Source organism: Zhongshania marina (assembly GCF_002915595.1).
GTDB classification, from domain to species: Bacteria; Pseudomonadota; Gammaproteobacteria; order Pseudomonadales; family Spongiibacteraceae; genus Spongiibacter; species Spongiibacter marinus_B.
The window spans coordinates 45,463-65,213 of sequence record NZ_PQGG01000003.1; the positions used below are offsets into that span (position 1 = coordinate 45,463).

General features: G+C 47.9%; 19 protein-coding genes. 9 read left to right on the top strand and 10 right to left on the bottom strand.

Translation table 11 applies throughout. The features are described from left to right. Positions 1 to 19 precede the first annotated feature (19 nt). The 6 genes from C0068_RS00870 to C0068_RS00895 form a co-directional block, all read right to left on the bottom strand. Positions 20 to 2,515: a restriction endonuclease-like protein gene (locus C0068_RS00870; protein ID WP_103682609.1), complete on the bottom strand. Its 2,496-nt coding sequence runs from the start codon at positions 2,513 to 2,515 to the stop codon at positions 20 to 22. A 27-nt stretch (positions 2,516 to 2,542) separates the two neighbouring features. Continuing rightward, positions 2,543 to 4,471: an McrB family protein gene (locus C0068_RS00875; protein ID WP_199176073.1), complete on the bottom strand. Its 1,929-nt coding sequence runs from the start codon at positions 4,469 to 4,471 to the stop codon at positions 2,543 to 2,545. Positions 4,472 to 4,480: 9 nt separating this feature from the next. Then, entirely contained in the window at positions 4,481 to 5,734 is a 1,254-nt protein-coding gene (locus C0068_RS00880; protein ID WP_103682610.1) for a DNA cytosine methyltransferase, read from the bottom strand. After that, a complete protein-coding gene (locus C0068_RS00885; RefSeq protein WP_103682611.1) occupies positions 5,724 to 6,056 on the bottom strand; it encodes an HVO_A0114 family putative DNA-binding protein in 333 nt (110 codons plus the stop codon). Before C0068_RS00885 ends, C0068_RS00880 begins: the two co-directional genes overlap by 11 nt. Positions 6,057 to 6,089: 33 nt before the next feature. Further along, positions 6,090 to 6,389 carry a hypothetical protein gene (locus C0068_RS00890; protein ID WP_103682681.1) on the bottom strand — a complete coding sequence of 100 codons (300 nt, stop codon included), beginning with the start codon at positions 6,387 to 6,389 and terminating at the stop codon, positions 6,090 to 6,092. A gap of 349 nt (positions 6,390 to 6,738) precedes the next feature. Then, a complete protein-coding gene (locus C0068_RS00895) occupies positions 6,739 to 7,185 on the bottom strand; it encodes a HipA domain-containing protein (protein WP_233208696.1) in 447 nt (148 codons plus the stop codon). 409 nt (positions 7,186 to 7,594) lie between these two features. On the opposite strand from C0068_RS00895, the gene gmk reads away from it, so the two are divergent. From gmk to C0068_RS00915, 4 genes are all read left to right on the top strand, one after another. Further along, positions 7,595 to 8,212 carry a guanylate kinase gene (gene gmk / locus C0068_RS00900; protein ID WP_103682612.1) on the top strand — a complete coding sequence of 206 codons (618 nt, stop codon included), beginning with the start codon at positions 7,595 to 7,597 and terminating at the stop codon, positions 8,210 to 8,212. 83 nt (positions 8,213 to 8,295) lie between these two features. After that, positions 8,296 to 8,559 carry a DNA-directed RNA polymerase subunit omega gene (gene rpoZ / locus C0068_RS00905; protein WP_103682613.1) on the top strand — a complete coding sequence of 88 codons (264 nt, stop codon included), beginning with the start codon at positions 8,296 to 8,298 and terminating at the stop codon, positions 8,557 to 8,559. Between the two features lie 23 nt (positions 8,560 to 8,582). Beyond that, positions 8,583 to 10,766 carry a RelA/SpoT family protein gene (locus tag C0068_RS00910; RefSeq protein WP_103682614.1) on the top strand — a complete coding sequence of 728 codons (2,184 nt, stop codon included), beginning with the start codon at positions 8,583 to 8,585 and terminating at the stop codon, positions 10,764 to 10,766. Positions 10,767 to 10,863: 97 nt separating this feature from the next. Then, a complete protein-coding gene (locus C0068_RS00915; RefSeq protein ID WP_103682615.1) occupies positions 10,864 to 11,247 on the top strand; it encodes a RidA family protein in 384 nt (127 codons plus the stop codon). Positions 11,248 to 11,286: 39 nt separating this feature from the next. Here the strand turns inward: C0068_RS00915 and C0068_RS00920 are convergent, their stop codons facing one another. Next, positions 11,287 to 12,153 (bottom strand): Rossmann-fold NAD(P)-binding domain-containing protein, encoded by an 867-nt coding sequence (locus C0068_RS00920; RefSeq protein WP_103682616.1) that lies wholly within the window; start codon positions 12,151 to 12,153, stop codon positions 11,287 to 11,289. A gap of 123 nt (positions 12,154 to 12,276) precedes the next feature. Between C0068_RS00920 and C0068_RS00925 the strand changes: the two genes are divergently transcribed. The 5 genes from C0068_RS00925 (at position 12,277) to C0068_RS00945 (ending at position 17,821) form a co-directional block, all read left to right on the top strand. Further along, positions 12,277 to 13,266, top strand: a complete 990-nt coding sequence (locus tag C0068_RS00925) for an NAD(P)H-quinone oxidoreductase (protein ID WP_103682617.1) — start codon at positions 12,277 to 12,279, stop codon at positions 13,264 to 13,266. A 93-nt stretch (positions 13,267 to 13,359) separates the two neighbouring features. Beyond that, positions 13,360 to 14,298: a hydrogen peroxide-inducible genes activator gene (locus C0068_RS00930; protein ID WP_103682618.1), complete on the top strand. Its 939-nt coding sequence runs from the start codon at positions 13,360 to 13,362 to the stop codon at positions 14,296 to 14,298. Beyond that, the gene (gene recG, locus C0068_RS00935) at positions 14,298 to 16,388 is read left to right on the top strand and encodes an ATP-dependent DNA helicase RecG (RefSeq protein ID WP_103682619.1); all 2,091 of its coding nucleotides are present in this window, start codon (positions 14,298 to 14,300) and stop codon (positions 16,386 to 16,388) included. The genes C0068_RS00930 and recG overlap by 1 nt, the downstream gene beginning before the upstream one ends. A 130-nt stretch (positions 16,389 to 16,518) precedes the next feature. Beyond that, entirely contained in the window at positions 16,519 to 17,397 is an 879-nt protein-coding gene (locus tag C0068_RS00940; RefSeq protein WP_158249886.1) for a dihydrodipicolinate synthase family protein, read from the top strand. A 49-nt stretch (positions 17,398 to 17,446) separates the two neighbouring features. Continuing rightward, a complete protein-coding gene (locus tag C0068_RS00945) occupies positions 17,447 to 17,821 on the top strand; it encodes a hypothetical protein (RefSeq protein WP_103682621.1) in 375 nt (124 codons plus the stop codon). A gap of 10 nt (positions 17,822 to 17,831) precedes the next feature. On the opposite strand, the gene C0068_RS00950 is transcribed toward C0068_RS00945, so the two are convergent. Genes C0068_RS00950 through C0068_RS00960 form a run of 3 tightly spaced genes read right to left on the bottom strand, consistent with a single transcriptional unit; the run spans position 17,832 to position 19,745 of the window. Continuing rightward, positions 17,832 to 18,551, bottom strand: a complete 720-nt coding sequence (locus tag C0068_RS00950) for a hypothetical protein (protein ID WP_103682622.1) — start codon at positions 18,549 to 18,551, stop codon at positions 17,832 to 17,834. Further along, positions 18,541 to 19,353, bottom strand: a complete 813-nt coding sequence (locus C0068_RS00955) for an FTR1 family protein (protein ID WP_103682623.1) — start codon at positions 19,351 to 19,353, stop codon at positions 18,541 to 18,543. Before C0068_RS00955 ends, C0068_RS00950 begins: the two co-directional genes overlap by 11 nt. Before the next feature lie 41 nt (positions 19,354 to 19,394). Continuing rightward, a complete protein-coding gene (locus tag C0068_RS00960) occupies positions 19,395 to 19,745 on the bottom strand; it encodes a cupredoxin domain-containing protein (RefSeq protein ID WP_404810268.1) in 351 nt (116 codons plus the stop codon). Positions 19,746 to 19,751: the final 6 nt, after the last annotated feature.

The window sequence follows — 19,751 nt, forward strand, 5'->3', positions numbered from 1 at the left end:
ATTGACAGGACTCGCTTAATCACACCATTGCCGCTTCATACACTTCTTCGACTTCGGCAAATTTAGCCACGCTCTCTAGGCGAGTTAAGGTGGTGAGTTTCATCGAGTGACTAAAGTTTCGCAATGGAACGTGGGTCACTGGTACATGAAGAATCAATGGTCTACCTAATTGAAAAAGATAATAAAGTTCAGATGAATCAACAGCCTTGCCAGCCTTCTCTGCAGGAATGGAGCGACGCGGCAATATCGTTACCGTCTTCACCGGCCACACCTTTTCTATCGACTTAGTCCCTGTATTTTTATTTGATGGCGTTGCTAAAGCTAAATAGCTAATTTCCTCGGCAATATGGTGGGAAGCAATTTTATCTTCTAGCTGCTTAATCGCTGCTACTTTTATGTGGTACCAACGAGCAACGCCATTTTCGAAGTTTTCAAGATAACTTTCATCACGCCCCTTTTGAGGACCTAACGCTGCGGTAAGAGTAAGATCTGAATACAAGACTTGCCGCATGCCGTAATACGGAATTCTCGCCGCTTCTTGCACGTAGAGCTTTTCGGCCATACCTGCCATAGGATATTGAGCCTCATTACCTTGTCCTGTTTGAGGATTAGGTGCAGTACCAATTTGTGCTTGTAAAAACGCCAACAACCACTGGTGACCAGAATTACCATTTTCAGCTTGACTGGGCAGCAATGGGAATGCGCCGATCCCTACTTCTTCTATCGCAGCCGTATAGGGATTGCGTTCTTGGGCTTGATCAAAAAAACCTGGGTATAAGGCAAAAGCACCAAATACTGGGCGGCTTTTCTTGGCGGGTTGAGCAGCCGCAGAACTTGATGGCGATTCAGACAAGCGAATCAAGGCATCCCGATAACGGTGCATTTGATTAATAGCATCGTCTGGCACGTAATCGGTACTTTCAATATCTTCGTTACTATCATCAAAGCGGTTCTTATCGGTTTTAATCCGGTACTTGGCATCAAACAACCAAATAAACTGCTTCTCTTCAGATGAACCTGAGTCTGAACTTTCCCATTTCGGGAGCGTCACTTCCAAAACAATATCCGGCTCTTGGTTAACCAAGTACGACCGTATTGATTGACCTTTTTTAGTAAACTTTGGCTCGTGTGCCAACCTAGCAGTAACACCGTCACTACGCTTAAAACGAAATGCACCGGCAAAACCATCTTTTAGTTGGTACTCGAAAAAGTCATTTTGTGCGAGCTTAGCCGCACCGTTTTCCACCAATTCAAAGCCAAGATCATGCTCCAATATTTGTTTCAGACACAAAAAGCACCACACTTCATAAATCTCGGCCACCGATTTCATGGAAATGCTAGCCTGGTTACCAAACACATCTAAATAAAACTTTAGCTCCTGCCAAACACGATATACCGCGCTGTAGCCGGTTTTTTGTTGTAGCACTAAGGATTCACGGCTTAAGCCTGTATAAGCGCTAACCTCCTTTAAAAAACTTTGGCTTAATACATTTTGTAACGGCTGTTGCCAGCTATGTAACTCGTTTAAAAATTCATCTGATAACCGTTGACGCTCTGGCGCTTGGTTACTTTGCCTAAGCTTTTGTTCAAACTCTGCCAATTGCCGTTTGCTTCTACTCACCGCCATTTTGATAAAGCGGTTTTCTGGGGTATCGACACTCAGTTGCTTTTTTTCAACTGCGTAGCGTTTATCGTGCTGGCCATTAGCAAAATCTTGTTTTACTTGCTCGGCTAACTTATGTGGCAAGCGGCCTTTTAATTTTGCGGCTTTAATATTGGCCACCGTCGGCTGCAAACGGCTATGCGGTGCAGCACAAATCACTTTTAAGCCTTGCTCAAAACGCTCCCTTAACGCTGCAAAATTAGCCAACCACATTAGCGGGAAATGACCCCGCTGTTGGCTAGTGGCTGCATCTTGCTCGGTTTTTTCTACCAGACTAAAGCGCCAAAGCGGGTAAACCTTGTCAATCGCTTGATACATAACGGGCAAGTCTTGGTGGAGTGCCATTTTGGTTGGCAACACTTCAAACGCAATATGCTGAGTCTGAGTTTTCCCATCAAGCTCAAACGTGAGTGACAAACGCAACCAACCCACGTCATTACCGGTATTAATGGTGCCGGTTAAACGTGCATTTAATCCGTCTTCACCGGGGGTAAAAATAAACGAATCACAAAAGGTCTTAGAACGGTGATTTAGCCTCGCCTCTTGTACTCTTTGCAGAAAAATCCATTCAACTTGATAAAGCGTGTTTTCAAAAAAAACAGGGAAATCTAAATTAACCTGGTCACTCTGATTAATATCTTCTACTGCATGCAAAAATGAACACGAGCCATCAACAAAACCTCTCGGTGGCTCACTAAGCTGCATTGCAGGCTCGACTTTTAAAAAAACATCAGAATCACCGCCATGACGAGTGCGCAGGGTTTTACTTAAAGTTCGGCTGCGATTTTCGATAGATGCAGCTTTAACGGTGAATACAAATTCGTCTGTTTTTAGCCTTAATAATTCTGGCATGTACCCACTCTCCCTGATGCCAATCTATTAAGGCCAAAAACTGGTGAAGGTCGCACTCGCCAAACGATCACTCATCCACTTTAACTTGGCTTTTGAACGGCAAGGTATGCGAAGTACTTTTTCCTCATCAGTAGCACCATCGGCTACGATTTTCTCGCGATACAAGTCAGGGCGTTGATTGGCTTCGTCCGTTTCAGGCGCTAACCAAATGGGGGCTAACTGGTCTGCCAGCACAGTGTTGAGTTCGCCCAACAAAGCCTTACCATCGAATGTGGTGAGTTTATCGGCATCGCCCTCGATTCGCGGCAGAACCTTACACATCATAAAGTCGTCCCACACGGCTTTTAGGGTCAAGTCATCTTGTGGTTGGTTGCTGGCAACAGCGAGAAGAAGTTCATTTAAAGCACGAAACGCGAGTTCAAACGGCGTATTTTTTAGCACTGCATTAACGGCCGATAAAAACGCAACGGTTTGCGAGCCATCAGTATCAATGGTATTAACTAAATCCGCTTTACTCGCCTGTGACCAAATTGGGTAACTTAGGCGCTTATTGCAACTGCTAGGGGTAAAAAAGTCATCATAGTCATTCGGGAAAAACGCACCAAAATCAAAACTCAACGCACGATCAATCACTTTACGTGAAAAGCCATGAGTGGTTTCATCCATATTGACCGTGCCCGCGACCATTAAGTTAAAGGGAATCGCCAAACCATAGTCGCAAATCAACTGCCACAGTTTATCGTAACGAGAAGATTCAAAACCCAAATCCGCCCGCAACTTGCTTTTATCTGCCACTGCGCTAATTGTCGTAGGTTTTAATAAAGCATCACTGCTGTAAGTAAAGGCATCACCATCCCACTGCCATTCGCGGGTTTCTAGTACCGACAAATAATCAGCAAAATACTGCTCAACGGGGGCAAGGTTCATTTCATCCAAACACAGCCAGTAGGGTAATACCGTTTCAAGTACATCACGCTCACCTGTTACCACCAACCGTTTACCCTGCTCCTCAACATCCTGAACTTCAATACTTAACCCTCTATCAGCTATACCGCGCCAGGCTTTGGCAACAAACTGTAGGACATCGGTTGTGATGTATTCTGCTTTTCCGTCTTTGGCAAGGCGCGAAATGTACCCTAGCAAATCACTGGGTTCATGCCAGTCGGGTCTTACTGAGGTTAAACAATAGGTTTCGTTAAACTGACCTGAGGCTTTCGCTTGCTCACGCACAAAGCGGGTTTTACCTGTACCGGAGATGCCGGCAAGGAGGAGGAAGGGTTTTGATAAAACAGCCTCATTTACTAAAATATCACTTTTAACAGTTAAATTGTCTTTTGTTGCTAAACTATATGCGTCATAAACACTTTTATATGTGCTTGGATTTTGGCAAAGATCATATACAAGACGCCCAAATACACTAGACGACGCATCTGGCAAATTAATTTCTTTTAAAATAACAGAACCAAAGCAATCTCTTGACCCTCTTGGCTTGCCCTGATCATTAATTAATCGTTTCGAGCCTAGCCTAAACTTAGCATCATCTTTATCCAAAAATCTTGCAAAAAGATCTAAATCAGATTCTGAATCAAAGCATTTCATTAAATCTTGGTTAGTTCGAATGTTGCTTTTTATTTGTTCAGAGTTTCCTAGAAGGCTATTAGAGTGGAGTCTTAATTTTTCATATATTTCAAAGTACTTGAACAGCTCACTTGCAAACTCAAACATTTCGCTCGCAAAAACAAAATATTGATTAGGAATCAAAGCATAATTTGCAGGTTTATCATCTATTTCTTTATCCGTAATTGCAAATGAAGTAAAGGTATCAAAACCATATCCAATAGAACCAAGCTGTTCCTGTAATGCAGCCTTTTGCTCTGAAGTTAATCTGTAATCGAAAAGTTTAGATTTATTAACCAAAGGCTGTTTCAGTTTTATTTCATCAAGTTTTCTTAACATATTATCCCTTTACTCCATGTGAGAAACGATACGTCCTGCTAAAGCCTTCACAACATCAACCGTAACACTATTCCCAAACTGCTTATATGCTTGTACTTTTGAAGGACTCAGTTCAAATTCATCTGGAAAGCCTTGTAATCGAGCTGCTTCTCTTGGGCTAATTTTTCTTGGGGTTTTTCCAGCTTGATCAATTAAAACCTCACTACCATCTTTATAATATCTTGCTGAAATAGTATTGGTGTAAGGTGACTCCTCTGTTACTAAGCCAAAACCAAAGCCTTTGCCATTTTTTTTATTCTCAATTTTTCTGCGCCGATGACCCTCCCATAGCCTCTCCGAAATAGTTAATTTAGGATCTGGGTTTTTCTCTAACTTGTCACCAACTTTAACTTCAACATTTAGTGGTTTTGGATATTCAAACTTACCGATCTCGCCATCGCGCCATAAGACTATGTATATGCGCTGCCTATTCTGCGGTATTCCAAAGTCCACTGATTTAAGCACCATTTCCTTGGCTAAGGTTTGAATTTCTTTTGTAGTTCCATGCTCAATAACATTTTTCGGAATATTACAGCTATACCCAATCTTCGTTAGCGTTTTTAAAATTACCTTTAGTGTGTATCCCTTGTCATGGCTAATTAGTCCTTTCACGTTTTCTAGCAACGCGAACTTAGGCTTTTTAGTTTCTAAAATATTGGCTATATCATGAAACAGAGTACCTCTTGTGTCCTCTATCCCTAGCTTGAGACCTGCATGGGAAAATGGCTGACATGGAAATCCAGCTAAAAGAACATCATGATCAGGTATTTCATCGGCAGGTATTTGTGTGATATCGCCAAATGGTACTTCACCATGATTTTTCTTGTAGGTTTGCTGCGCGTGTTTATCAAATTCAGAAGAGAAAACGCAAACACCGCCATTTTGCTGAAAACCTAGCCGAACACCGCCAATACCCGCAAAAAGATCAATAAACCGAAATTTTGCATTTAAGTCTGGCTTTAATTTTAAACCGCCAAATACATCGCTAAAGAATAATTCTCTTGATAAAAATAAATCATTCTTTTTTAAAAGCCTTATTACACTGGCTTTTAGCTTCTTTGGCGTTGCCAATGCAGGGTTGCAGTAAAATTGGCTATCCGTTGCTATTGCATGTATCCACTGATCAACAACTGCATCTACGTCGCTTGCCGGTGGAACATGAGGCAGCGCCCAAGATTGGAGGAACACTTCTACTTGTTGCAAGATGTTAGTTCTATTTTTCATTATTCACTACGACTAAAAATTCTTGATGGATGGCTTTAGGTCTGAGCCTCTTTTTTGCGCTCTGCATTGTTACTAAGTTGTATTTACCTAAGGTCTTTAGCGTTCTCGACACATTACTCACCGCCCGCCCTGTTAGCTCAGCAAGTTCTGTCACCGACTGCGGCTGCTGTTCAGCTATCACTTTTAATAGCTGCTGGTTTTCTTTCGATAACACATTGGCTACCGATTTAAGGGAGTCGAACCAAATATCGACAGGGTAATTGGGGTCGGGTGCTTGCCCTTTAATGCCGATCACACAGCGCGGCTGCTTAGCATTTTCCATATTTCTCTACTGACTAAAAATTGAAGACGAAACCTAAGGACTCAAATAAGCTATCAAGTCTTCGACGTTATCCGATTTAAAAATATCGTCTTTGGATGAATCGCTATAAATTTCCGGCGCCTCATCATTCCCTTCATTGAAGGCACAGCTTACGGCGTATCTTGGCAAACTTTCACTCTCTCGATACTCAACGTTTTGATGCTCAACCCAGAGAAGGTAGTACTCACCACCCTGCCGGAAATAGAACGATGCGCAAGTATCATTTGGCGATGTATTATTACTCAGCGTTGTCGGTATATCATTAGAATTAAAACCCAATCTAAGCTCTTCCATTGCACACCTCTTAGCAACTGTACATTTATACATAGCCACCATCTTATCATCCACTGATAAGAGAACAAAGTTATTTTCCATTTAGCGCATTAAAAGCCAGCACTCACAAGCGATACTCTCGAGTTACTGCCTGCAATGGACTTTAAACCTAGCCATACCACAGTACCTACTAGCAATATGCAGGAAGGTGACAGGTCACTACTGAATTAATCGTTCAGCTAGTCCTTCAGATACTGCCTTTAACAGAGTACATGCGAGGTAGCCCACGACACGCGCCCCAAATCTATAACCTCTTTAGTCATTAGAAAATGAAAAGATATTTTCACTCGCTCATTAAACGCCGATTCTTTCATGACTTGCTCGGCTCGGCTAATTCCCAGCCGCTTTGCAACGGTTTGCCATTGCTTAACCGCATTAATACTTCATCGTAAATTTGAGTAGCTTGGGTTTGAGAGAGTCGGAAGAAGTCTTTTACGTCAAAGGCCAATTGGTAGTCTAAAGCGTTGCCTGTATCCGTAATATTCAGATGCAGGCCGTGCTTACCCACTATCGGGTTTAAATCATAAGCTGGTGATAACTTCCAACCATTCTTTGTTAATAAAAACCCATGGTTACGTAGGTGATCATCCGTGTTGGACACCGCAATATTAAACACGATACGACGCCATAACTGCGCTAAATCAACTTCTGTTTGTGCACCAGAATTGGAAATAAATTCAGCAATTTCTAAGTAGCTGGCACCTCGAGATTGTTCGCCATCATCCCTTTCGTTTAAAGAATAGCGGAACTGTGTCATAGCCGCTAATCACCGTCGCGGTCAAACCGTTTTGTTATAAAATAAGCGCAGGTCTACAAATTGTTACTTTATTTGTAACAATTTGTAGACCTGCTGCATCAGGCGCTCGGTTGCTCATTTATCTTGTCAAGCGAGTGGCGGGCAGCTTGGAGGGCTTCGGCTTCTTTTCGCTAAACCATTGAGTTTCTTAGGTGTTGGGCCGCCGCTCAATGAGCTGATCAAAAATATTGCGCAATGCCCGTGATTACTCGCAGCTAGCACTAAGCCGGCCCCTTCTGGGCTGCGATTACCCGCGCTCTTAAACAAATCGCAAATCAGCGCCGTGACGCCCCTCCAATCAGGTCGTATAATCCCTAATCTCTCTCGCGGCCAACGACGCGAACACGATACAAAGGACGCCCTTTTCGCTATGCACAGCCAAGGCACCCTCTATACCATTTCCGCTCCGTCTGGCGCAGGTAAAACCAGTTTGGTTGCTGAATTACTCAAACGCACCCCTAGACTTGGGGTGTCGGTGTCGCATACCACTCGCCCCATGCGGCCCGGTGAAGTGGATGGTGTGAACTATCATTTTGTTAGCCACGCCGAGTTTGAGAAAATGCTGGAATCATCAGCGTTTCTTGAACATGCGCAGGTGTTTGATAATTTTTACGGCACGTCACAGCAATGGGTAGAGTCTCAGCTTGCTGCTGGCGAGGATGTCATTCTGGAAATTGATTGGCAGGGCGCGCAGCAAGTTCGCCGCCTAATGCCTGACACCGTGGCTATTTTTATTATGCCGCCGTCGAAAGAGGCCTTGAATGAGCGCTTAACTGGTCGCGGCCAAGACGATAGCGCGGTAATTCAACGGCGCATGGATGCCGCCGTTGCGGAAATGTCTCACTATATTGAAAGCGATTTCGTGGTCATCAACGACGATTTCAATACTGCGCTCGCAGACTTAGAGGCCATTGTTCGCAGCCATCGCCTGAGCCTCGCCAATCAACAATTGCGTCATCAAGCTTTACTTTCTGCACTACTGTCATAAGCGCTGGCTATTTGTTAAACTATCACGTAATTGACAGCGCACAATTTGTGCGCTGATTTTATTTAGTACGCAGGATATAGATCATGGCCCGAATTACTGTTGAAGACTGCCTAGAAGCCGTCGATAACCGCTTTGAATTAGTAATGGTTGCGAGCAAGCGCGCCCGCGCCCTTGCCACCGGCGGAAAAGACTCTCTAGTTCCTGAAGAAGGCGACAAGCCGACAGTAATCGCTTTGCGCGAACTTGCCGAAGGCAAAATCACCCGTGAAGAAGTCATGGCCGCAAACACTACTGCAGAAGAACCAGAGCTGGATCTAAGCGCTGAACTGGGCGCAGCTGCACTGTAATTCTGCGTCTGACAGGGGCGCCAATGCATCAATACAGTTTTTTCAATCCCAATCCCGGCAAAATTGAGCCGGCGGGATCGATTGACGCCCTTGCAAAATCTCTTTCTGACTACCTCTCTGCCGATCAAGTTAATCAGGTTCGGCGCGCTTACTATTACGCCGAGCAGGCCCACGAAGGTCAAAACCGCCGCAGCGGCGAGCCCTACGTCACCCATCCCTTAGCTGTTGCTACCATTCTTTCTGAAATGCATATGGACGCCCAAAGTTTAATGGCCGCCATGCTGCACGACGTAATAGAAGACACCAGCGTGACCAAGCAAGGGCTAAGTAATCAGTTTGGCGATGTGGTGGCTGAGCTGGTTGACGGTGTTTCTAAGCTGACTCGAATTGAGTTCCAGTCTAAGGCAGAGCAGCAGGCTGAGAACTTCCAAAAAATGGCCCTGGCAATGGCCAAAGATATTCGCGTGATTTTGGTAAAGCTCGCTGACCGCCTTCACAATATGCGCACCCTCGGCGCCATGCCGCCGGAAAAGCGCCGCCGCATCGCCCGCGAAACCCTCGAAATTTACGCCCCCATTGCCCAGCGCCTAGGCATGCACAATATTCGGGTAGAGTTTGAAGACTTGGGCTTTATGTCGATGCATCCCATGCGCGCGCGACGTATTAAAAAGTCGATTACCACCCGCTTTGGCGACCGCAAAAAGACCATTTCTCACATCCGCGAAAGCATTGAAAACTGCCTCACCGAAGAAGGCCACACTGCCAATGTAATTGGCCGCGAGAAGCACCTGTTCAGCATTTACACCAAAATGCGCAACAAGCGAAAGTCGCTAAAAGAGATTATGGATCTCTATGCCTTCCGCATTGTGGTTGACTCCGTCGACACCTGCTACCGTGTTTTAGGCTGCGTACACAGCTTGTACAAACCGGTGCCGGGGCAATTTAAAGACTATATTGCCATCCCCAAAGCCAACGGCTACCAGTCTTTGCACACTGTATTATTTGGCCTAGAAGGCGTGCCGATAGAAATACAAATCCGCACCCACGAAATGGAAGAGATGGCCAACAACGGCATTGCCGCACACTGGCTGTATAAATCCAACGAGCAAGAACCTAAGCGCAACTCCAGCCACGCCCGCGCCCGCCAATGGGTACAAGGTTTATTGGAAATGCAGGAGCGCGCCGGCGATTCACTAGAATTTATCGAAAACGTCAAAATCGATTTATTCCCCGACGAGGTTTATGTCTTCACGCCCCGTGGCGACATTATGGAATTACCCGCCGGTGCCACCGCCGTCGATTTTGCCTACTCTGTGCACAGCGACATCGGCAATAGCTGCGTTGCCTGCCGAATCAACCGCCGTTTAGCCCCCTTGTCAGAAACACTGCAAAGCGGCCAAACCGTAGAAGTTATTACCACCCCCGGCGCGCAACCCAATCCGGCGTGGCTACACTTTGTAGTCACGGCAAAAGCTCGCACGGGCATTCGCCACCACTTAAAACACCAGCGCAAAACCGAGGCTGTCACCTTGGGTCGCCGCATGCTCGAACGGGCGCTTGCGAGCATGGACGAAAATCTGGCAGACATAGAAGACAAGTATTTAATTCAACTGGTGGACTCCACCCACGCCAAATCGACAGACAATATTTACGAGCAAATCGGCATGGGTAACCGCGTGGCGTATTTAACCGCCCGCCAGCTAATAAACCTTCGCGATGAAATCCGTGACGGCGACGACAAACTCCGCGCGCCACTTACCCGACAGTCTATGGTCATTCACGGCACAGAGGGCTTTTTGGTCAACTTTGCACGCTGTTGCTATCCAATACCAGGCGACCATATTGTCGGCATCGTCAGCTCTGAGAAAGGCGTGGTGGTGCATTGCGAAAACTGCCATAACAGCATTGAACTCAGCAGCCAACCCGAACGCGTCGTGCCACTGAGCTGGGCCGAAAATATCGACCGCGACTTCTCAGTTGAAATGAAAATAGAAATATCCAAGCAACGCGGTATTATCGCCGTACTGGCAACCCGCGTTAACGGCGCCGACGGCAGCATCGAAAAAATCAGCGTAGAAGACGAAAACCCCAAAATCAGCACCATCCACCTTGTGGTCGGTGTGCGTTCGCGGGTGCATTTAGCAAATGTGATGCGTCGAATTCGCAATATTCCTGCGGTTATTAAGATCACGCGGGAAAGACATTAATTACACGTCGGATGTCAGGCGTCTGACGCAAGACGCCATCCACCCAACAGCTTTTCCGTCAGACGTCCGACGCCTGACTTAGTCATCAGGAGCTACCATGAGCAACAAAGAAATCATCAGCACCAATAACGCCCCACAAGCCATTGGCACTTATTCCCAAGCGGTTAAGGTTGGCAGCACGGTGTATTTGTCTGGCCAAATTCCCTTGATTCCAGAGACCATGGAAATGATTGAGGGCGGTATTAAAGAGCAGGCCACCCAGGTATTTAAAAACCTGTCGGCGGTTGCCGAGGCCGCTGGCGGAAGCTTGAACGACGCCGCCAAGGTAAATATTTCGCTGATCGATCTCGGTGTATTTGCGCAGGTTAACGAAGTAATGGCACAGTTTTTTGCCGAACCTTATCCCGCCCGCGCCTGCGTGCAAGTCGCTGCGCTGCCACGGGGTGCAATGATCGAAGTGGAAGTTATTTTAGCGCTGTAATAATTCATATTGGGCCGAGTTAATCGGCCCAATATCTTTCTAGTTACCCTCTGTTTTACGCCATTCTTCTAGCACCGGCACAAACCCCTGCCTAAATGTTGGGTATTTCAATTGATAGCCGCTTTCTCGCAATAGTTTATTAGCACAGCGCTTGCTGCCAGTTCGAGCGATAGCTTGGCCCTTTGTTGCGTAGACCACATTTAGCTCGTCAGCCAACCACGACTGCACATCTTGAATACTTGCCGGCTCATCATCAACGCCAAGATAACAAGGTTCTATCGCCTCATTCGCTTCGGCCTTGTCGATTAAATGGCTTAAAAAACCGACGCAGTCATCGCGGTGAATTCTATTGGTGTAATGCACCGGTTCAGCCGGTGCGCAATCGCCATCCAGCACCTTATTCAGCATTTGCCAACGTCCACTACCGTAAATACCGCCAAAGCGAATATTCGCATAGGGCCATTGAGTGGCCGCTACAATCTGCTCAGCCTTCAATAAGCTCTTACCGGAAAAACGATCCGGCTCAGTTGCACTGCCCTCGTCTATCCACTCATGATGCGCTTGGGCATAAACCCCGGTGCTCGACACAAACAACACTAGCTTCGGCGGTGTCGCCATCGCCGCTAGGACAGTATTTAGCCCGTCTTCAAATACAGCGCGATAACCCTCTGCGCCGTAGCCCGCAGGCGTCAGCGTTATTAGCAAATAATCGGCCTGCAAGGGCCCTAACTTGGCGACAGTTTGCGGCTCGCACACATCAGCCGCTAGCGCAGTAATCCCCGCCGCCAGCTTATCGATATTGCGGCGCATACCTAAAACCTGCCAATTCCTAGCCAAATAGATATCGGCCAAGCCATTGCCAATATCACCGCAACCTATAATTAAAAGTGATTTTTGCTCAGCCATCCTAAAGTGCTCTCCGCTGTGAATGCCCGCCTGAGTCGGTCATAATCTTTGTTAATATGCAGATCTAAGCCGCAGCTAAAATTCCGCGCTGATCTTACCACCTTAACAATCAGGAGGACGACTATGAGCATCCCTACTACCCGCCACATTGTTAGTGTAAACAAGGACGACCACAGTCTTAGCATTAGCAGCGAAGCAATGCCAAGTCCCGCCGCCAATGAAGTGCTGATTAAAGTTGCCGCCGCAGGAATCAACCGCCCCGATCTAATGCAACGCTACGGCTTATATCCACCGCCAGCTGACGCAAGCCCCGTATTAGGCCTAGAGGTTTCCGGTGAAGTCGTTGCGATCGGCAGCGAGGTAAGCCGCTGGAAAGTCGGTGATATGATTTGCGCGCTATGCAACGGCGGTGGCTATGCCGACTATACCGTCGCGCCCGCAAGCCAGTGCCTACCCATTCCCCAAGGCATTAGCCTTAGAGACGCCGCCGCCTTACCCGAGACTCTATTTACCGTTTGGCACAATGTATTTCAGCGCTGCCATTTAAAAGCCGGAGAAAACTTTTTAGTTCACGGCGGCAGCAGCGGCATTGGCACTACCGCCATTCAACTCGCCAAGGCCTTTGGTGCGAATGTATATACCACCGCGGGCAGTGCAGAGAAGTGCGCGGCCTGTGAAAAACTCGGTGCAATAAAAGCGGTAAATTACAAAACGGATGATTTCCTCACCTCGCTAGCCGACACACCCACCGGCAAGGGCATGGATGTCATTTTAGATATGGTCGGCGGCGACTACGTGCAAAAAGATCTAAAACTGGCGGCTAACGATGGCCGCATCGTATTCATTGCCTTCCAGGCCGGCTTTAATACAGAGGTCAATTTTGTACCGGTGTTGATGAAACGCCTCACCATCACCGCCTCTACGCTGCGGGCCCAAAGTGGCGAGCAAAAAGCAAAAATAGCCGCAGAGATTGAAGAGCAGGTTTACCCCTTAATCGCAGAGGGTAAATTTAGCCCCCTTATCGACAAAGTATTTCGTTTCGACGAGGTGAGCGCGGCACATGGGCGAATGGAAGGCGGTGAGCACATCGGCAAAATTTTGCTCAGCTTCTAAAAAGACCTATCGATTGGCGACATTAGATTGCCTTTCCCTATCGAGAATGTAGTATTAAGCGCCATAGAGTTTAACTATAACGCCGGATAATTTATGACGCTGACAGAATTACGCTACATTCTCGCTTTAAAAGAAACAGGCCACTTCGGCAAAGCTGCCGAGAATTGCTTTGTCAGCCAGCCCACCCTGAGCGTCGCTATTAAAAAGCTAGAAGATGAACTAGGTATTTCCTTGTTTGAGCGCAGCCGCGGCCAAATACAAACCACCCCCGTTGGCGAGCAGGTTATTCGGCAGGCCAAGATTGTATTGGAACAGGCTGACCACATTCGCGAATTGGCCAATCAAGGTCGCGACCCCTTAGGCACACCGCTGGCGATTGGCGCCATTCATACGGTTGGGCCGTATTTATATCCGCGCTGCATTCCCGTGATTAGAGAATTCGCGCCAGAGATGCCGCTTTATATAGAAGAAAATCTCACCGGCACGCTGCGGGAAAGATTACGCTCTTCAAAACTAGACGCCATTATTGTCGCCCTTCCCTTTAATGAAAGCGACGTTGTTACCCAAGCCTTATACGAAGAACCCTTTGTGGTCTTACTGCCCAATGACCACCCGCTAACCAAAAAGGCAGAGCTACAACACGAAGACCTTCTCAACGAAAACGTATTGCTGCTCGGCGAAGGGCACTGCTTTCGAGATCAAGTCATGGCCGCCTGCCCAGGCCTACGCCAAACCTTTGCCAACGGCGATCGCCTATTGCAATCCGTGGTAGAGGGCAGCTCCTTAGAAACCCTTAAACACATGGTGGTCTCTAAACTCGGCATCACCATACTGCCGCTGTCAGCTGCGCAGGTAGCGCCCTATGGCGACGGTGTATTGTGCACTCGCCCGTTTGCAAACCCACCCATCCGCACCGTCGCCCTTGCTTGGCGCACCAGCTTTCCCCGCCACCAAGCCATCGACGTTATTAGCAAAGCCATTAAAGCCGCCGCGCCGGCATTTGGCGCGAACTCAAGTGCCAGCGCGGCCTAATGACAAAACCCTTAGATCAGATCAGCGTGAATGCCTTAAAGGGGGTCGGCCCGCGCCTGCAAGAAAAGTTATCCGCGCTCGGTATCGTCACCATTCAAGATTTATTATTCCATTTACCCCTGCGCTACCAAGACCGCACCCGTATTACGCCGCTAGGCGCCTTGCAACTCAATACTGACGTCGTGTTTGAAGGGACAATCTTGTTGTCTGATATCGTGTTTGGCCGGCGTCGAAGTTTGGTGTGCCGACTGCAAGACAATACCGGCACCACGACCCTGCGCTTCTTCCATTTCAATGCCGCGCAAAAAGCCCAGCTCACCCCCGGCACCAAACTGCGCTGCTATGGCGAAGCCCGTCGCGGCAGCGGCGGCTTAGAATTCTATCACCCCGAATATCGTGTTATTAACGACGACGCCCCTGTTGCGGTAGAGGAGCGACTAACCCCGATTTACCCCAGTACCGAAGGCTTTGCCCAAACTAGCTGGCGCAAACTGTGCGACCAAGCTCTGCAATATTTGGATAGTAACCCCGTTACTGAATGGCTACCCGCCGAAGCACTACCGCCGCAAATCAGCCGCGCTCGCTGGACCTTGGCGGATGCCCTACGCTATTTACACCACCCGCCTACCGACGCATCTATCAGCCAATTGCAAGACGGCCGCCACCCCAGCCAACAGCGTTTGGCCTTTGAAGAATTACTTGCTCACAATCTGGCCTTACAAGAGTTGCGACGTGAAACCCAGCGCTTTGGTGCACCACCACTCGATGGCCCCAACACACTGCAAAAAGCATTTTTAGCGCAATTGGGATTCACACTAACCGGCGCTCAAAAACGTGTCGCCGCAGAAATCGCCAAAGACTTACACGGCCAAACCCCCATGCTGCGTTTAGTACAGGGCGATGTTGGCAGCGGTAAAACCGCCGTCGCCGCACTTGCCGCACTGCGCGCCGTGGCCAGCGGCTACCAAGTGGCGATTATGGCACCCACCGAAATTCTAGCTGAACAGCATTATCAAAATTTTAGTCAATGGCTGGAGCCGCTGGGCCTGAACGTGGCCTGGCTGACCGGCAAACTCAAGGGCAAGGCGCGCCAGCAACAAAGCGATGCCATCGCCAATCACGACGCCCATGTCGCGGTGGGAACCCACGCCCTGTTTCAGAACGATGTGGAATTTGCCAAGCTCGGCTTAGTGATTATTGATGAGCAACACCGCTTTGGGGTTCACCAGCGCCTAGCACTCAAGCAAAAGGCAGCCGCCAATGTCGGCCAGCCCCATCAATTAATCATGACCGCCACACCGATTCCGCGCACCTTGGCGATGACGGCGTATGCCGATCTCGACACCTCAGTGATCGACGAGTTACCGCCAGGCCGCACGCCGGTAAATACCGTGGTGCTCGCCAATGATCGTCGCGACGACGTCATGGAGCGCCTGCGCGCAGTATGCGCTAGCGGCCAACAAGCCTACTGGGTATGTACCTTAATAGAAGAGTCAGACAAATTGCAGGCCCAGGCAGCCGAAGCAAGCTGGGAGTTATTAAAAGAAACCCTACCGGAATTGCGGGTAGGCTTAGTGCACGGCCGCATGAAGGCAAAAGAAAAAGCCGCTGTAATGGCGGAATTTAAAGCCGCCGAAATAAACTTACTCGTAGCCACCACGGTTATTGAGGTGGGCGTGGATGTGCCCAACGCCTCCCTAATGATTATCGAAAATGCCGAGCGCCTTGGCCTTGCCCAACTGCACCAATTGCGCGGCCGAGTTGGCCGTGGCAGTCGCCAGAGCTTTTGCGTCTTGCTGTATCAGTCACCCCTTTCCCGCAATGGTAAACAGCGCCTAAGCGCGCTACGCGATAGCACCGACGGCTTTGTCATTGCCGAGCAAGACCTACAATTACGCGGTCCGGGCGAAGTACTCGGCACCCGCCAAACTGGATTAATGACATTTAAAATCGCGGACTTGCAAAGAGATACCGATTTACTCGACGACGTGCGCGCGCAAGCGCAGCACATCATGCAAGCCCATCCATCCCACGTAAAACCCCTCATTCAACGCTGGCTTTCTAATCGAACGGTATATGCCTCGGTCTAATCACGCTAGCAGCAGCATCCATGCTATTCGAAGCGAAACACACTTATTATCCCTAACGGCCATTCGCTATACACCCTCCAATTCCGCAACTATACTTATTTCTCACATCCATAACTCAGGGTTTGAGCACATGATAAATGGAGTTATTGTCGACCTTATCACCCCCACCCAAAGTAGCGGTGCGCCAGATTACGAAACAGTAGAAGTTTTGGTGGATTGGCATGTGGACAACGGCAGCTCTGCCCTGCTGATCGGCAGCTCTACCGGCCAGTCTTCAACTATGAACATCGACGAACGCACGGAGCTTTTGCGCCGCGCCCTTTGGCAAGCCGATGGCCGCATACCCATCATTGCCGACCTAGGTGGCGACAATACAGAGCATGCCGTTGAGCTCGCCAGCATTGCAAATGAGTATGGCGCCAGTGCGGTATTAATCAGCGCGCCAACTAAAGAAGAAGCGATGTCCAAAAATGCGTTGCTGAAACATTTTGCAAGCCTTGCCGAAGCCGCTCAGCTACCGACCCTAGCCCGCGCAGAACGCAATCATGCAAATATTTTATCGCCCATTGGTATTGCCGAACTTGCACTGATTTCCGGTATTGAAGGTTTTGTCGACGGCTCGACGAAAGCAACAAGTGCACAGGAATTACTCAAGCTCAAACTACCTAAAGGCTTCACGCTATATGCTGGCCATGACACAAGCGCCTACCGACAAATGCTAGCGGGCTACCAGGGCTGTATTTCTGTGTCGGCAAACGTCAATCCATCTCTATTGCTAAAATTATATGCTCTAGCAAAAGCTGGTAATTCTGTGGATGCTGAAGCACTAGACACGCATCTACAGGCACTTCACTTAGCCCTATTAGAAGACCCAAATTCCATTCCAGTAAAATGGGCACTGGTCGAAATGGGTTGTATCCCTGAAGGCGAACACCCGCCAACCCTGCCGCAGGCAAGCGATTATTCAAATCTACGCCGCGCTTTACGCGCAGCGGAAATTCCAGTGTAAGCTGCCATTTTTAGTCGACCTTCTTAGCATAATCGGGTACAACAGATAGATGGCATCTAAAATAAATAATCTACGGCGCTTCTTTCGGCTACCTTATCCCAGAGCCGCGCAACCACCGCTAACGGTGGATAAAGACACCGCATACCGAGTTTTAGAAATTTCGGAGCAAGGTATTTTGCTGGCCCAACATCCAAATGCACCGCTGCAAATAGGCGAGTATCTGCGTGGCAACATATTGTTTCACGATCAAGACAGCGAGGAAATTGAAGGCGAGGTGTATCGACTAGATCCACGCGGTGTAATCGTTAAACTAAGCCGCGGAATTAGTGCCCGCCATATGATGAAGGAACAGGTTTATATTAAAAACACCTTCCCCATGTTTTTTCGCTACACCATACAAGAGAATTTTAAGGCAACCAAATAGCGCAGCAAAGCTAATAAAATTCATACTCAAGCATTAAGCGAAAAACATAATCTGCGCTGCGATCATCTAAACCAAATATCGTGCCCACCTCCCAGCGCAGACTGTTTGCCGCCGCCAAACGAATAGCGCCAACTAACACAGGGCCCATTCCGCGATAATCCTCTGCCGCATAAAACTCTAAAGCAGGTTCAAGCATTGGTCGATAACGATATCGAGCCTGCAATGACAACGCAGTTTCAAACTCCTCACCCGCCACATCACTTGACTCATAAATAAGACTGGCATTCGCCGTCGTCACCATTGCCCCCCACTCTTTTAATGCAACTAGCTTTCCTGCTAGCTCCTCAAGCTTACTATCGCGACTGTGCTCATACTCAAATACTGCACCCCAATCGACAGCGTATTCGCCTTGCTCACTAAGTTGCCAGCGTAGCTCTAGCTCATAGCCACTTAAGCGATCAGCGTCTTCCTCTCCCTCCGCACTCAAATACGCTTCTAGGGCAATACTGTCATTTACGGCTGCGCCAAAGCCAAGTCGCTGGATAATATAATCACTTGACGCTCCTGATCCGCCCTCAGCACTGCTAATGCGATACTCCAATTCCTTTTCTAAACTATTTACATAAGGCGCATAAATGCGATCTACCGCCAAGCCATCAGCCTTAACTAAACTGACTAGACTGATGTAAATAGCAAATCCAACAATGAACCGATAAATATTAATTGCCATACTGGTTTGCTTCTTTAGGTAATTGCCGGTGCCGCCAGTATTGGTAACGAGCTATCATCACGCCCGCCATCGTTAAACCACTAGCCATATATATCATCAACTGCGCGGGTGCTGGAGTAGCCTCATAGCCGACTAGGGCATAGAGTAGTTGCCCAGCAAGACTTTCTTCGGCCAACAGGCCGTTGCTGTCCCACAACTGACCATCGGGGAGCAAATCCGCTTGAATAAGCATTTTAGCGGCTTGCAGCATCATTCCACTTGCCATGGTGGTCAGCAACACACAGCCAAGTAGCAATGAGCGGGATACTGAGAAGCTCAATATCCAATAGTAAAATAAAGCACAACAACTTAAGCCAATACCAAAACCGATAATTGAACCGCTATACAAGCTAATGCCACCTTCTGGTAGGTCTTGAAACGCGAGCAAATAAATATAAATTTCCGAACCCTCGCGGGTCATTGCGCATGCAATCACAGCGGTCAGAATTGCACGAAACGTAGCGTTCGAAGCCGATGGCTTAAAATAGTGATCAATGAATTTAAAACAAATGTATAAAAGACAAAGGTATATAAATACTTGCAAGCCAGCATCTACAAGCTCTTGGCCTATACCGCCAAACAAATTTGACACCCAGCCAAACTGGCTACCTAAAGCAATGGAACCGGCAACACCGCCGGCAAGGCTCCACTTAAACCAATGCCTCGTCAAATTTAGCTGAACGCATAAAGACAGGAGAATACTTATTAGAAAGGCCGCTTCTAGAACCTCTCGTATGATAATAATTACGCTGGTTAATAACATGGCACGTCACTTTTCATTGTCACACCGTTCACTCCACCAATTCACTTGGCAATAATTTTCCCTTGCGCGGTTTTGGGATTGAACTCGCCAAAAAAGGGATACTCCCCCGGTGCCAATGGACCAATAAAGATTAGCGCTCGCTGGCCACCAAGTACCACTTTCTCTCTATTTAGCTCATAGCTCTCAAACTCTTCAGGTGTCGAATCTTTATTGCTCACCCAAAGTTTCACCTTGGTATTAGCAGGTATAACGAGGACCGAAGGCTCAAATAAATGCTGTTCAATTGCCAGCTCAAATTCTGGCTTATCCGCATAGGTATTCGCGCCACTGAGTAACGCCAATGTAAAAACAACAAGGCCTTGTTTAGAAAATACTGTTCGCAATTTCGTCACCTACTC